Genomic DNA, 15,343 nt, shown 5'->3' on the forward strand with positions numbered 1-15,343 from the left:
ACCATAATATATTGAACGACAAAATTATAACAATTTTTTTTGTTTATCGCGTTAAAAAGTTCTATTTTTGTGATAAATATCATATAAAATGCCGCAGGAACAACAGATAGCAATTGAAGAGAGGTTCGCCAAAGTTTTTAATGATAAATCATTTAAGGAAAGACTTTCTAGCGTAGATTTTGAAAAATACATTAATGGCAAGAAGAGACTAAGTTTTCAGAAACATGATACCATTTTCGAGGATGGTGAAACTCCCAAAGGAGTGTTTGTTCTGGAAAAAGGGGCTGCCAAACTTTCAAAATCAGGAGCGTTCGGAAAAGATCAGATTTTAAGATTTATCAAAGAGGGGGATATCATCGGCTATCGTTCTTTGCTTTGCGGGGAAAATTTCCAGGCCAAAGCAGAAGCAATGACAGATATTGAATGTGTTTTCTTGCCTGCAGATATCTTTATGTATCTGTTAGAGGTAGATCCACAGCTGTCTTTCGTAATGCTTCAAAAAATCTCATACGAATTAGGTGAATCTTCAAATACCATTACTTTCCTTGCTCAGAAAACGGTAAGAGAAAGACTGGCAGAAATTCTCTTGCTTTTAGAGCAGAAGTTAGGAGTAGATCCTGAAGGGTTCATTAAGATCTCATTGACGAGAGAAGAAATTGCCAATATTATCGGTACGGCTACTGAAAGTGCCATCCGTCTGATCTCAGAATTCAAACAGGATAGTCTGATTGAAGTAGATGGAAGAAATATCAAGATTCTAAATCACGACAAACTCATGAAACTCGGTCACGTAGTTTTATAAAATCATACAAAACTTAAGTCGGCTGAAGGCCGACTTTTTAACTTTTAAAATAGATAAATTATGTCTGTTCACTCTGAAATTAAGAAAGTTACGACTGAAACCTTGCGTAAAATGAAATTCGACAAGGAGAAAATAACAATGCTTACAGCCTATGATTTTACCACAGCAAAGATGGTAGATGCAGGTGGAGTAGATGCTATTTTGATTGGAGACTCTGCGGCGAATGTAATGGCTGGTTTTGAAACTACATTACCTATTACGCTCGATCAAATGATCTATCATGCTCAAAGTGTGGTAAGGGGAACCGACAGAGCTTTGGTGGTAGCAGACTTACCTTTCGGAACTTATCAGAGTAATCCTGAAAAAGCATTGGAATCTGCAGTAAGGATGATGAAGGAAGGAGGAGCACATGCTGTAAAAATTGAAGGTGGAAAAGAAATTTCCAAGTCTATCAAAAAAATTATCAATGCAGGTATCCCGGTAATGGGGCATTTGGGATTAACACCACAATCAATCTATAAATTCGGAACCTATAAAGTAAGAGCTAAAGAAGAAGCAGAAGCTGAAAAATTGATCGCTGATGCACAGCTTTTAGAAGAATTAGGCTGTTTCTCTGTCGTATTAGAAAAAATACCTGCAGAATTAGCGAAAAAGGTTACAGAAAGCATTTCTATTCCTACCATTGGAATAGGGGCCGGAGCAGATTGTGACGGACAGGTTTTGGTATATCATGATATGGTAGGAATGAACAAAGGTTTCAGTCCGAAATTCTTAAGAAGATACCTTGATCTTTACACAGAAATTACAGGAGCGGTTGCTCAATATGTAAAAGATGTGAAAAGTGTAGAGTTTCCAAACGAAAACGAAAGCTATTAATCCATGCAAAATCAACAACAATCTATCCAGGGAATATTATCCATCGCAGCACTTATTTGTCTTGCGATCGGGTGGTTCAATTTATTTTCTCCGGAAATCAATCATTTACTTTCAAGAAAAGTTTTCTATGTCTTGATAGGTGCCAGCTTCTTTATTCAGGCTCCATTGCTTACCAACAAAAACTTTGTTTATGCGATGTATGCAGCAGCAGCTATTTGTGTAATTGGAGCTTTTATACCGGAAGATTCAAAGCTTTCAGCGGTTAAAACAGTAGGGCTTCTGGCGGGGATTATTCTATCATTATCTAATAGAAGAAGGTAGGCTGAAAAAGTATGAAGGAGCAGATTATATATGAAGACAATCATCTTCTGGTGATCAATAAAAAAGTCGGTCAGCTCGTACAGGGCGATAAAACCGGCGATGAATCACTATTAGAATCCATCAAGAATTTTATAAAAATAAGAGATGCTAAGCCGGGAAATGTTTTTCTCGGCTTGGTTCATCGTATAGACCGTCCTACATCAGGCTTGGTGATCTATGCAAAAACTTCCAAAGCGCTTTCCCGTCTTACTCAGATGGTGAAAAACCGTGAAGTGAAAAAAACGTATTGGGCTGTTGTGGGAAAAGAGATAATTCCACAGAGTCAGAGACTGGTTCATTACCTAAAGAAAAACGAGAAGAATAATAAAGCGATCGTCTTTACTAAGTTTACAGAAGGAGCGAAGGAAGCGATTCTAACTTATCATATTATCAAAACATTGGATAATTATCTGCTTCTTGAGATTGACCTTGAAACGGGGAGACATCATCAGATCCGTGCTCAGTTGTCTAAAACGGGAATTCCTATCAAAGGTGATTTAAAATATGGTGCCCCACGTTCTAATCCTGATGGAGGAATTAATCTTCATGCCAGAAAACTGGAGTTTATTCATCCGGTAACCAAAGAAAACATTGAAATCATAGCTCCCGTTCCGCAGAATGATGCGATTTGGAGAGCTTGTGAAGAATAGTGAAGAATGTAAATAAAAAATAAAAAGCCCGTCTCTGGAATTGAGACGGGCTTTTTATTTAAAATCATTTCAGATTTTGCCCATTCTAAAAAAATGTCTAACTTCGTCCCATACTTTAGGGGTGTCTGTTATCAACAGACTGAGACTTTACCCTTTGAACCTGATCTGGATTATACCAGCGTAGGGAAAAGTAGGTGACTTTTGCTGTACATTCTATTGTACAATAATGGCCATTCCTAAAGTATATTTAAAATATTAGGAATGGAACTTATAATCAACCACACCCGAAAAACATTTGATATACTTCCTGAAACTCTGGAAGCATTATTGGCTATTGAACTACCCGGAAAGAAAAAGGGTATTGCTGTAGCCCTCAACAATCGCATTATTCCGCTGTCGGTCTGGGCGGAAACCATCCTCAACAATAACGATTCAATTTTAATCATTACCGCTACTCAAGGCGGTTAATTCTCATACTTAATACCTATACTTATGGCTCACTCCATTACATGTTCGCCATTTCCGAACTCAAAGAAAATCTATGTTGAAGGAACAATACACCCTATCAATGTAGCAATGCGTGAAATACAGCTTAGCCCAACCAAACTGACGAACGGTGGCTTTGAACATAATGCTCCGGTAACCATTTACGACACTTCAGGTCCTTATACCGATGAAAATGCAGTCATTGATATCCAGAAAGGACTTCCAAGAATCAGAGAACAATGGATTCTGGACAGAAATGATGTGAATATCCTGGATGGAATTACCTCTGAATATGGAAAAGCACGTTTAGCAGATCCACGTCTCGACGAACTGAGGTTTTCTTATGATCATAAACCTAAAGTGGCACAGGAAGGAAAAGAATTGACCCAGCTTTACTATGCGAAGCAGGGAATCATCACTCCGGAAATGGAATATATAGCGATCAGGGAAAATCAAAGAATAGAACAGCTTGAATCTGTATCAAAAGAAATGGCTTTCCAGCATCCGGGACACAGCTTTGGAGCCAATACTCCGAAAGGAAAAATCACTCCGGAGTTTGTAAGAGACGAAATTGCAGCAGGAAGAGCAATTATCCCTAATAACATTAACCACCCGGAAAGTGAACCCATGATCATTGGAAGAAATTTCCTGGTGAAAATCAATGCCAATATCGGAAACAGTGCGGTTTCATCCAGTATTGATGAAGAAGTAGAAAAGGCAGTATGGGCTTGCCGATGGGGAGCTGATACCATTATGGATCTTTCAACAGGGAAAAATATTCACGAAACAAGAGAATGGATCATCAGAAACAGTCCGGTTCCGATTGGTACGGTACCTATTTATCAGGCCCTGGAAAAAGTAAAAGGAGTCCCGGAAGATCTGACATGGGAAATTTTTAGAGATACCCTGATTGAACAAGCAGAACAAGGAGTTTCCTACTTCACCATCCATGCAGGAGTTTTGTTGAGATACATTCATTTAACAGCGAAAAGAGTAACCGGAATTGTTTCCAGAGGAGGTTCCATTATGGCGAAATGGTGTCTGTTTCATCATAAAGAAAGCTTCCTGTATACTCATTTTGAGGAGATTTGTGAGATCATGAAGAAGTACGATGTTGCTTTCTCTCTTGGAGACGGCCTTCGCCCGGGATCTATTGCAGATGCCAATGATGCAGCTCAGTTTGCAGAACTGGAAACTTTAGGTGAACTGACAAAAATAGCATGGAAGCACAATGTACAGGTGATGATTGAAGGACCTGGCCACGTTCCGATGCACATGATCAAAGAAAACATGGAAAAGCAACTGGAAGAATGTCATGAAGCTCCGTTCTATACCTTAGGGCCTTTAACGACAGATATTGCTCCGGGTTATGATCACATTACTTCCGGAATCGGGGCGGCAATGATCGGTTGGTTCGGATGTGCGATGCTTTGTTATGTAACACCAAAGGAGCATTTAGGACTTCCAAATAGAGACGATGTAAAAGTGGGGGTTATTACGTATAAACTGGCAGCTCATGCGGCAGACCTTGCAAAAGGACATCCGGGTGCGCAATACAGGGATAATGCATTAAGCAAAGCAAGATTTGAATTCAGATGGGAAGATCAGTTCAACCTTTCATTAGATCCCGAAACAGCAAGAGCTTATCACGATGAAACATTGCCTGCAGAAGGAGCTAAAATTGCGCATTTCTGTTCTATGTGCGGTCCAAAATTCTGTTCAATGAAAATTACTCAGGAAATCCGTGAGTCTGCAGAACAGGGAATGTTTGATAAGTCTCAAGAGTTTATCGAAAAAGGGAAAGAAATTTATATATGATCCTTGTAATCACTTCTGAATTGATTGTTCCGAAAGAAACTGATACTATTAATCAGATGTTTCAGGAAGGGCTTGATTTGCTTCACATCCGTAAACCATGGATCACTCGCAATGAAATGATTGAGTTGATCAGCCAGATTGATAAAAATTTTTATCCACATCTGGTGCTTCATACTCATTATGATCTTGGAAAGGAGTATGATATTTCAAGGTTTCATTTCAGGGAAATTGATCGGAAGGAAGAAACGTATAAACCTTTTGCAATAGAAAATACAATTTCAACTTCAGTACACGATATCACAACATACAATACGTTGGAAAAAGAATGGGAGTATGCTTTCATAAGCCCGTTCTTTCCAAGTATATCCAAAAAAGGATATGGGATAGATTCTACCATAAAAGAAGAAATAAAACACCAGAACAATCCGGATGTAAAATTGATTGCCCTTGGAGGAATTGATCAGGATAATATTCACGAAGCTTTCGAAACAGACATAGATGGAGTCGCTTTATTAGGGGCGATCTGGGAAAGTGAAGAACCCTTAAAAGTATTCAGAAAATGCAGGAACGTCCTTATGCCATGAGTATTGCGGGCTTTGATCCGAGTGGTGGAGCAGGCTTACTATCAGATAGTAAAACCTTTGAACAATCGAAAGTGATGGGACTGGGAGTATGTACAGCTTTGACATTACAAACAGCTTCCAAATGTCTGAGCTTAGAATGGCGTCCCGTGGATGAAGTGGTTGAAGCGATTCAGATGCTGATGGAAAATTATCTCATTTCAGCAGTGAAAATCGGAATTGTGAAAGATGCGGAATTTCTAGGTAAAATTATAAAAGCATTAAAGGCTGGTAACCCTGAAGCAAAAATCGTTTGGGATCCGGTTTTGAAAAGCACTTCCGAATTTACCTTTTTTCACCTTGAAACACTTCCACAGTTGAAGCATATTGTAAACGATATCAGCTTAATGACTCCCAATTACAATGAATATAGGGTTTTAAAGGAAAATAATCTTTTGCCGGATACCAATAAATGTTCATTACTGATCAAAGGAGGACATAGAAAAGACCTTTTGGGAACAGATGTTTTAGTTGAAAACGGTACAGAAATACTTTTAAAACCAAAAGATGATAATGAGATCTATTTTCCCAAGCATGGTTCGGGCTGTGTTTTATCTTCAGCTATTACAGCAGAACTGGCGAAGGGTGAAAATAAGGAAACTGCCTGCCGGAAAGGGAAATTATACATCGAAAAATTTTTAAAAAGCAATCCCTCGTTACTGGGAACACATTCATCGTAAACATGGAAAAATTACAATATATATCACAGGGAAATACAATACAGGAACAGGAGCTTCATATTCGTAAAGCCCTGGATAACGGAATCAAATGGGTACAAGTCCGATGGAAAAATGCTCCTGAAAACGAATTAATTAACCTCTGTGAAATATCAAAACAGCTTTGCTCGGAATATCAGTCGGTTTGTATCATTAATGATCATGTACAGCTGGCAAAAAAGATAGATGCTGACGGGGTTCATTTGGGATTGAATGACAGCTCTGTCGAAGAAGCAAGATTAATCCTGGGAGAAAATAAGATTATTGGCGGAACGGCAAATACGCTTGAAGATGTGCTTCAAAGGCTCAATGAATCTTGTGACTACATTGGCTTGGGACCATTGAGATTTACGGCAACCAAAGAAAAGCTAAGTCCTGTTCTTGGATTTGAAGGATATCAGAAAATCGTTGATGGATTAAGAGAAAAATCAATAGACATTCCCAAAATATTTGCGATTGGCAGCGTAACTCTTGAAGATATTTTGCCATTGCAGCAGATCGGAATCTATGGGGTTTCCGTATCAGGATTGATTACAAAGCAGCCAACCATTATTAATGAATTAAAAAAAGTAATGATATGAACAATCAGAAATTAGAAATAGCAGGAAGAACTTTTGAATCAAGACTGTTTTTAGGAACAGGAAAATTCGGAAGTCTGAGAGATATGGTAAAGTCTGTCATCGCATCAGAAACCGATATGGTAACTATGGCTCTGAAAAGAATAGATGCCCAGTCTAATGAAGATGATCTGCTCGACTCATTAAGAGAAACCAAGGTTCATCTTCTGCCCAATACTTCCGGAGCGAGAACCGCCAAAGAAGCAGTATTGGCTGCACAATTAGCCAGAGAAGCATTGGAAACAAACTGGGTGAAACTGGAAATCCATCCGGATCCGAAATATTTATTACCAGATCCTATTGAAACTTTATACGCTACCGAAGAACTTGCCAAACTAGGATTCGTCGTGATGCCTTACATTCACGCCGATCCTGTCCTGTGCAAACGTCTTGAAGATGCGGGAACAGCAGTAGTAATGCCTTTGGGAGCACCCATTGGAACCAATAAAGGATTAAGAACCCTGGATTTTCTGGAAATCATCATCAGCCAAAGTAATGTTCCAGTAGTGGTAGATGCAGGAATTGGAGCACCATCAGATGCGGCAAAAGCAATGGAAATGGGAGCAGATGCGGTGCTGGTAAATACAGCAATTGCCGTTGCCGGAAATCCATTGAATATGGCGGCTGCTTTTAAAGAAGGAGTTATTGCCGGAAGAAGAGCGTATGAGTCAGGATTGGGAGCAATAGCCAACCATGCCGAAGCTTCAAGTCCGCTCACGTCATTTTTATTTGAATAAACCAAAATCATGAAAAGCTTTAAAGATGTTTTTGAAAACTATCAATGGGATGAGGTAAAGAATAAGCTTGAAAAAGTAAGTCTTTCTGATGTAAGACACAGTCTTCAGAAAAAGAATAAAACGCTTGATGACTTTCTGAATCTCCTTTCACCAGCCGCTGCTCAGGAACTGGAACTGATGGCAAGAATGACGCAGATGCTTACCCAAAAACGATTTGGAAAAACCATTCAGCTCTATGCTCCGCTGTATCTCAGTAATGAGTGTCAGAATATCTGTACTTATTGCGGATTCAGTCTTGATAACCAATTGAAGAGAAAAACGCTTTCTGATACGGAATTGATGATTGAAGCATCAGTATTGAAATCAATGGGAGTGAATCATGTATTGCTGGTAAGCGGAGAAGCCAATAAAATTGTAGGAGTTCCTTACTTCCAGAATGCTGTCCGTAACTTAAAACCTCATTTTTCCAATATTTCCATTGAAGTTCAGCCATTAATGGAAGAAGAATACAGGCTGCTTCATGAGGAAGGAGTACATTCTGTGTTGGTTTATCAGGAAACCTACCATCAGGACGTTTACAGAGAATATCATCCGAAAGGTAAAAAATCGAACTTCCATTTCCGGCTGGAAACTCCGGACCGTATAGGAAGTGCGGGGATTCATAAAATCGGACTGGGAGTTCTCCTGGGACTTGAAGATTGGAGGGTTGATAGTTTTTTCAACGCCTTACACATTGATTATCTTCAGAAACAGTACTGGAAAAGTAAGTTTTCCGTTTCCTTTCCAAGGCTCAGACCGGCAGAAGGAATTATAGAACCCAATTTTATTATGGAAGACAAAGATCTGCTTCAGCTGATCTGTGCCTACAGAATCTGGAATGAAGACCTGGAGATCTCTATTTCTACCAGAGAAAATGAAGTGTTCAGAAATAATATTATATCACTGGGAGCAACAGCGATGAGTGCAGGATCAAAAACCAATCCGGGAGGCTATGCTGTGGATAAAGAATCCCTGGAACAGTTTGAAACCAGTGATGAACGAAGCATGGAAGAGATTAAAATAATGATCAAAAAAGCAGGCTACGATCCTGTCATGAAAGACTGGGATTCCGTGTACAGTGGATTTTAAATTTGTAAACCATTAAGAACCTTGAAGAAATGAAGCTTACTTAAGAAAAATCGAAGATTTTTAAGATAGCATCTTTTTAAAACGAAGCTCAACTTAACTTTCCTTAAAAACTTAAAGAATCTTAATGGTTCAATTATAATTATGAAAGAAGATCATTTTTCACGATACAGCCGGCAGATATTTATTGAAGAAATAGGATTGGAAGGACAAAAGAAAATTAAGGCTTCAAAAGTCCTTGTTATAGGAGCTGGAGGTTTGGGAAGTCCCGTTATACAATATCTGGCTGCCGCAGGGATAGGAACCTTAGGGGTTGCAGATTTTGATTTGGTAGAGCTCCATAACCTGAACAGACAGATTATTCATACCGAAAATAGAGTAGGCCTTTCAAAAGTAAAGAGTGCTAAAATATTTGTTGAAGAACTCAATCATCACGTGATATGTAGAGGAATTGAAGAAAAAATAAATGATGACAACGCTGAAGATATACTTTCTCAATTCGATGTTATAGTAGATGGATCAGACAATTTTTCAACAAGATATCTGGTAAATGATACCTGTGTAAAATTAAAAAAGACACTGATTTACGGGAGTATTTTAGGATTTTCAGGACAAGTAGCCATATTTAATCATAAAGGAAGCAAAAACCTGAGAGATCTATTTCCGGACCCACCTTTTGATGAAGATATGCCGGATTGTGACAGTCTTGGTGTCTTGGGAGCTTTGCCAGGAATAATAGGAAGTATGATGGCCCTTCAGACCTTGAAAATCATTACGGATCTTCCGGTGAGCTTAAATCAGCTGACCCTGGTGGATACGCTGGATTGGAGATTTCAAACCATAGATTTTTGATGTAAATATAAACACTAATATCACTAATATTTTCACCAATAACACCACTTCAATATCAATAGGAACGGGCTTTAGTCCGTTTCACTTTTTAATACCATCCATTGGCTTTAGCCAAAACGTATTTCACATCAAAAAAAATAGGCAGTAATTATGTACTGCCTATTTTTTATCTTAAGAAATATTGAGAATTATTGTCCCTGCTGCATTACGCCGCCGTTATCTTCTTTTTTAGTACTATTCAGGATGTTTGGGTCTTCCTTAGCCAGCTTATTTCTTGTAGGAATCTTATAATTGATTGAGAATCCAAAGTTTCTCGTATCATATTTACTGCTAATCATTACCGGAGTTCCTTCTGGTGGATTAGAACGCACCTGCATCATCTGTCCGTTGAAAATATCATTCGCAAAAATAGAAAGCGTCAGACGGTTGTTCATAAATTTCTTCGTCAATGTAAGATCAAGCGAGTTGTTGAACGGTTTTTCTGCAGTGAAGTAGAAATATCCTGCTTTTGGAGTCAGGTAGCTGTAATTGGCTGTCAGTTTGATGTCTTTAGGCAAGATAATTTGCGTCATGATATTGAAAATCCAGAACCCTTTATTGTTCAGATTGTCAATTTCATGTTTCTGATAACCAGCATATAAATACATGAAGTTAATTTTGTCAGGATTAAAATTAAATTTCATGATTTCGCTAAAAGGCTTGCTGAAAATCATAAAAGGAACCGGTAATCCAACATTGAAGTTGTGAATTTTCATATTCGAAATATTCACTTGCTCATTGAAGAGTTTTCTTCCGTCCTTTCTGATAATCTGTGCCACCTGATTGCTTGCTGAACTTACGCTATATCCAATGAATGCATAGTCAAAAGCTGATATTTTTAATTCATAATTATCAAAAATAGTAGGCTGTAGATTCGGGTTACCGTTCACTTCTGTACTTGGCCCGGAGAATGTCACGTTATTAGGGTTCAGGGCAGAAATACTCGGTAAGCTGATTTTTTTGTTGTAATTCGCAGCAATATAAACCTGATTCATCACATTATACTGTACGCTTGCATTTGGGAAAAGCTTAAATTTATTGAAAGGAATCAAATCAGCCTCCACCAGCTTTGCATCTTTGTTGAAGAATCTTGTTACCCCTGTAATGTCATAATTTTCAGCACGGGTACCCAATGTGAAGTCAAACTTTTTCAGCTTAGCCTGAAATTCCAAATACGTAGAAGCCGTCTGTCTCTGATATTCAAGATTGGTTAGACCAAAACTTTCCGTATCATAATCCTGCCTTTCATACAACCCTCCCAAGCTTATCTTTCCACCATCAAGAAGCTTAATGGGTTGAGCATAATCTACTTTGAAGTTGGTAATATTCATCACAGATTTATTGTTCAGAATATCTTTTAATCCATTCGTAGGGCTATCGAGAGGTTCGCCGGGATAGTTTACAAATGTACCGTCCTGAAAGAAATTGTCCTGAGCAAACTTACTGTCAGATCTTGTATACCCCAACTGGAAGTCCAGTTTTTGAGATTTGTCAGCAAAACGCTTCTGATAAGTTACCACCGCTTCCTGTCTCAGGGTATTGGTATGAGCAACATCCGAAGAAGTATAAAAAGCTTCTTTTAAATCATTCAGATTTCTCTTGAAAGGTAAATCTCCATGTCCGTCACTTAAAGTGTAGTTATCATTATTATTGTGATAAATATCGTAGTTTACTAATAATCTGTCTTGCCCTAAATCAAAAGTCAATCCTGATTTTGCAAAATATCCTCGTCCATATCTGTCGGTATGACTTGATAGCAGCTCATCCTGCTGACCATTCAGCATACTTTCACGATAATTTTGGCCCACATTCAGCTGCCAGCCGAAAAGCTTATTTCTTGCATTTAAATTAACAGAATTGGTCGTTCTGTTTCTATATTTATCGTAATTCGTGAAAGAATAATTCCCTGAATAAGTAGCTGTTAAATATTTATTGGCGTTTTTGTTGGTAATGATATTCATGATAGCACCTCCGGAAGTCGCTGGAAATTCAGCACCTGGCTGGGTGATCACTTCAATTCTTTCTACAGAATTGGCAGGCATTCCTTCAAGAAAAGAGTTCAGTTCATTGGAGGTGATATTCAATGGTCTTCCGTTCAGATATACATCCAGTATTTTCCCCTGATACATCATCCCCGCAATATCTGTTGATACAAGCCCCGGAAGTTTTTTGATTCCTTCCAAAACGTTTCCGTTATTCAGCTGAGGCTGCTCGGAAAAGTCAAAAATTGTACGATCTGCTTTTTGTTCAACGGCTTTTTTAGTTTTGGTGATGACTACACCTTCAATTTGCTTTTCTTTATCAGCAGTAGTGTTCTTTTCCTGTGAGAAGACCAGCATAGAACTTACCAGTGATAAAGCGAAGATAGTTTTTTTCATAATGTTTTTTACTGATATCCGGTTAGACGCTGAAAAAGAGAAATTGTTACGCTAAAATGTTGAAAATCGAAAAATTAAGCCAAATATTTTTTTATTTACGAAATAATTATATCTTTGTCAGGTAATTATCAAGAATCTCTAGATGGGATAGCAACCTGCAAAAGCAAGCAAGGTGCTGCAATCGATAAGCCGGATCTTCCGGAAAAAATGTTTATCATTCTATCATTACCCCATCTTGAATTTTTGTTTTAAAGTTAAAATCAAATGTTTAAAGACAAGGGAAATCACCTTACATCAGTTATTTTTTATGCCTCGGATCATGAAGTGAGTCTTCATTATTCCGATATGTTCTCATGCCATTTCTACATGCGCATGTGTTGTTGTTTCTAGTCTTTTCTATTCCTAAAAAATAATACAAACATTTCGAGCATCTATGGTAACCTTAAAATTTAAGGCTACAGGATCTTTTTTGCTCAAAAAAGAATTTTTAACAACAAAAAGTAAACAACAATCAACATGCATAATTTCAAAAAAAGAATCTTTGTTCCTTCTATTGCGCTTATCTCTACATTTTATTATGCGCAGACAGACACTTTACAATCTAAGAAAATAGATGATGTGGTTATTCTTGGATCAAGAGGTTCCGGAAGATCACTGACAGATACACCCGTTCCGGTGGATATCATTAATATTTCTAAAATTTTAAAACAAAGCCCAACTAACAATATCAGCCAGGCTTTAAATTATATTGTACCTTCATTTTCATCCACCTCTCATACAGTGAACGATGGAACTGATTTTGTAGATCCGGCTCTTTTAAGAGGACTAGGTCCGGACCAAGTGCTGGTTTTGCTCAATGGAAAAAGGAGATATCAGTCTTCATTGATTAATGTTACCCTTACACCGGGAAGAGGGTCTGTGGGAACCGATCTAAATGCTATTCCGGCTTTCGCTTTGGAAAAAATAGAGGTTTTAAGAGACGGAGCTTCTGCTCAATATGGTTCTGATGCCATTGCAGGAGTCGTTAATCTCGGACTAAAAAAGAGACTGGGACTTTCCGGACAGGTATTTCTGGGAGGGTATGCTTCTCCTGTTACTAATAATTTCTCTGGGGGAGTAGATGGGCAGACTATTTCTGTAGACCTTAACTATGGTGCTAAAATTGGAAAAACAGGATTCATTAATATTACAGGTTCTGCACAATACCGAGATCCTTATTCCAGAGCAGGAGTAAGGGAAGGTGATATTTTCAATGCTTATAATGCAATTAATTACAGAGCATTGCAGGATGGAGTGAATATTGACGGTCTGTATAAAAATATTACCAATACGTCCAATACTCAACAGATTATTAATACCGTTAAACAGTATGCCACTAAGGTAGATTATTTTGGAACTAATTTTCAATCTCAAATTTCGGGAGCAAACAGCATTTCCGATCTTCAAAAAATATTGGGGCAAGATGTTACATCACAGGAACTTAATTACAGAGGATTGGAGAGAAAAGATTTCAGCCTGAGAGCAGGTCAGTCTAAATTACAGTCTGGGCAGCTCTTTTTCAACTCTGAAATTCCTGTGAATGATGATTGGAAAGTTTACTCATTCGGTGGTTACAGTTACCGTCTTGGAAATGCCGGAGGATTTTACAGACTTCCGAATACGGAAAGAAACATCAATGCTGTTACTCCCAATGGATATCTTCCACAGATTGAAGCAGCGGTAAATGATTATTCTCTGGCAGCCGGAATCAAAGGAAAATGGAATGGCTGGAATGTGGACTTCAGCAATACGTTTGGGAAAAATACCTTTGGTTTTGGAGTTGTCAACACTTTTAATGCATCGCTTACAGATAGCTCTCCAAGAACTTTTGATGCCGGAGGATCTGAGTTCTCCCAAAATACGGTTAATCTGGACTTCTCCAAAAAATATGATGTCCTGAAAGGATTAAACCTTGCCTTTGGTGCTGAATATCGACATGAAAACTATAAAGTGAATGTCGGAAAAGAAAACTCTTATGCTTCTTACGATATTTATGGGCGTGTGGTAACAGCTAAAACCCCTGAAAATGAAAAAGTAACCGACTTCTTCGGAAGTATAAGGCCAGCCGGAGCACAGGTTTTTCCCGGCTTTAGTCCGGAAAATGCCGTTTCAGGAAATAGAAACAGTATTGCTGCATATGCCGATGCAGAGTTGGAAGTTACGGACGGATGGCTTCTGGAAGGAGCATTACGATATGAGAATTATTCAGATTTTGGGTCTACCTTCAATTATAAAGTGGCAACCAATGTAAAGCTGGCCCCCAATCTGAACTGGAGAGGTGCTTTTTCTACAGGATTTAGAGCGCCTTCTTTAGCTCAAATTTATTATAGTTCTACTTCTACGTTGATTCAGCAGGGAAAAACTACACAAGTGGGAACTTTCAGGAATAATTCTGAAGCAGCACAGGCATTGGGTATTCCAAAATTAAAACAGGAAACTTCACAGTCTTACAGCACAGGAATCACATGGAAAATTCCGTCATTAAGTCTTACTTTCACAGCAGATGCTTATTTAATAAAGATTAAGGACAGAGTAGTGCTGACAGATCTTTTCTTCCGCCCTGATGGTAATTTTACCCCAGGTTCAGATCAGGCAGTTTTGCAAAGTGCTTTTGATCTGGCAAGGGCTAGTGCTGCTAACTTTTTTGCCAATGCGGTAGACTCTCAGACGAAAGGGCTGGATATTACTATCTCTCAGAATTCAAAGATTTCATCAGGGGTTTCTTTGGAGAATAATTTGGGAATCAATTTTAATCAGACCAAAAGAATCGGGGATATTCATGCGTCGCCTAAATTGGTAAGCCAGATTGATAATTATTTCTCAGAACCGAACAGAGTCTATTTTGAAGAGGCGGTACCGCGCGTAAAAGCGACCTTATCCAATGTTTTAAGAGTTTCCGAGTTTACCTTCCTGCTGCGTAATTCTTTCTTTGGCAAAGTGACTGATGCGGATGTTTTAGATGCTAATTTTGACGGTGTGACAGGAAGTACAGAGCATTTTATTCTTAATAACCGTTTTGTAACAGATTTATCCGTAGGATATGATTTTAATAGAAATATTTCCGCAACGATCGGAAGCAATAATATCCTGAATATTCTGCCATCTAAAAGCCCGAATATAAGTTCATTAACGGCTGATAACCAGTTTGTATATTCCAGACAGGTTTCCCAGTATGGGATAGGAGGAAGGTTCTTGTTTGCAAGAATCGAATTCAGGTTCTGATAGATA

14 protein-coding genes and 2 riboswitches are annotated in these 15,343 nt (G+C 38.4%); of the genes, 13 read left to right on the plus strand and 1 reads right to left on the minus strand.

Annotated elements, in window-relative coordinates; genetic code table 11:
• Positions 1 to 88 precede the first annotated feature (88 nt).
• The 12 genes from LF886_RS02840 to LF886_RS02895 all read left to right on the plus strand — a co-directional run bounded on the left by LF886_RS02840 (position 89) and on the right by LF886_RS02895 (position 9,659).
• Positions 89 to 802 (plus strand): Crp/Fnr family transcriptional regulator, encoded by a 714-nt coding sequence (locus tag LF886_RS02840; RefSeq protein ID WP_236852641.1) that lies wholly within the window; start codon positions 89 to 91, stop codon positions 800 to 802.
• Positions 803 to 862: 60 nt separating this feature from the next.
• On the plus strand, positions 863 to 1,678 hold the full coding sequence (gene panB, locus LF886_RS02845; RefSeq protein WP_103232094.1) for a 3-methyl-2-oxobutanoate hydroxymethyltransferase: 816 nt from the start codon (positions 863 to 865) through the stop codon (positions 1,676 to 1,678).
• A 3-nt stretch (positions 1,679 to 1,681) separates the two neighbouring features.
• Positions 1,682 to 1,999 carry a hypothetical protein gene (locus LF886_RS02850; RefSeq protein WP_236852642.1) on the plus strand — a complete coding sequence of 106 codons (318 nt, stop codon included), beginning with the start codon at positions 1,682 to 1,684 and terminating at the stop codon, positions 1,997 to 1,999.
• 11 nt (positions 2,000 to 2,010) lie between these two features.
• The gene (locus LF886_RS02855; protein WP_236852643.1) at positions 2,011 to 2,688 is read left to right on the plus strand and encodes an RluA family pseudouridine synthase; all 678 of its coding nucleotides are present in this window, start codon (positions 2,011 to 2,013) and stop codon (positions 2,686 to 2,688) included.
• Positions 2,689 to 2,795: 107 nt separating this feature from the next.
• A riboswitch (TPP riboswitch) is annotated at positions 2,796 to 2,892 on the plus strand.
• 57 nt (positions 2,893 to 2,949) lie between these two features.
• Positions 2,950 to 3,156, plus strand: a complete 207-nt coding sequence (gene thiS, locus LF886_RS02860) for a sulfur carrier protein ThiS (protein ID WP_236852644.1) — start codon at positions 2,950 to 2,952, stop codon at positions 3,154 to 3,156.
• Positions 3,157 to 3,180: 24 nt separating this feature from the next.
• Positions 3,181 to 4,992: a phosphomethylpyrimidine synthase ThiC gene (gene thiC, locus LF886_RS02865; RefSeq protein ID WP_103232090.1), complete on the plus strand. Its 1,812-nt coding sequence runs from the start codon at positions 3,181 to 3,183 to the stop codon at positions 4,990 to 4,992.
• Positions 4,989 to 5,576, plus strand: coding sequence for a thiamine phosphate synthase (locus LF886_RS02870; protein WP_124535796.1), 588 nt, complete (start codon positions 4,989 to 4,991; stop codon positions 5,574 to 5,576). Before thiC ends, LF886_RS02870 begins: the two co-directional genes overlap by 4 nt.
• Positions 5,552 to 6,292 carry a hydroxymethylpyrimidine/phosphomethylpyrimidine kinase gene (locus LF886_RS02875; RefSeq protein WP_236852645.1) on the plus strand — a complete coding sequence of 247 codons (741 nt, stop codon included), beginning with the start codon at positions 5,552 to 5,554 and terminating at the stop codon, positions 6,290 to 6,292. Before LF886_RS02870 ends, LF886_RS02875 begins: the two co-directional genes overlap by 25 nt.
• A 2-nt stretch (positions 6,293 to 6,294) precedes the next feature.
• Entirely contained in the window at positions 6,295 to 6,909 is a 615-nt protein-coding gene (locus LF886_RS02880) for a thiamine phosphate synthase (protein WP_236852646.1), read from the plus strand.
• Entirely contained in the window at positions 6,906 to 7,682 is a 777-nt protein-coding gene (locus LF886_RS02885) for a thiazole synthase (protein WP_236852647.1), read from the plus strand. Before LF886_RS02880 ends, LF886_RS02885 begins: the two co-directional genes overlap by 4 nt.
• Before the next feature lie 9 nt (positions 7,683 to 7,691).
• The gene (gene thiH / locus LF886_RS02890; protein WP_236852648.1) at positions 7,692 to 8,810 is read left to right on the plus strand and encodes a 2-iminoacetate synthase ThiH; all 1,119 of its coding nucleotides are present in this window, start codon (positions 7,692 to 7,694) and stop codon (positions 8,808 to 8,810) included.
• Between the two features lie 141 nt (positions 8,811 to 8,951).
• Positions 8,952 to 9,659, plus strand: a complete 708-nt coding sequence (locus LF886_RS02895; protein WP_236852649.1) for a HesA/MoeB/ThiF family protein — start codon at positions 8,952 to 8,954, stop codon at positions 9,657 to 9,659.
• A 188-nt stretch (positions 9,660 to 9,847) separates the two neighbouring features.
• On the opposite strand, the gene LF886_RS02900 is transcribed toward LF886_RS02895, so the two are convergent.
• On the minus strand, positions 9,848 to 12,076 hold the full coding sequence (locus LF886_RS02900) for an outer membrane beta-barrel protein (RefSeq protein WP_236852650.1): 2,229 nt from the start codon (positions 12,074 to 12,076) through the stop codon (positions 9,848 to 9,850).
• Between the two features lie 120 nt (positions 12,077 to 12,196).
• Positions 12,197 to 12,294: riboswitch (SAM-I-IV-variant riboswitch) on the plus strand.
• A 298-nt stretch (positions 12,295 to 12,592) separates the two neighbouring features.
• On the opposite strand from LF886_RS02900, the gene LF886_RS02905 reads away from it, so the two are divergent.
• Positions 12,593 to 15,337, plus strand: a complete 2,745-nt coding sequence (locus LF886_RS02905; RefSeq protein WP_236852651.1) for a TonB-dependent receptor plug domain-containing protein — start codon at positions 12,593 to 12,595, stop codon at positions 15,335 to 15,337.
• Positions 15,338 to 15,343 lie beyond the last annotated feature (6 nt).

The organism is Chryseobacterium sp. MEBOG07, assembly GCF_021869745.1.
GTDB classification, from domain to species: domain Bacteria; phylum Bacteroidota; class Bacteroidia; order Flavobacteriales; family Weeksellaceae; genus Chryseobacterium; species Chryseobacterium viscerum.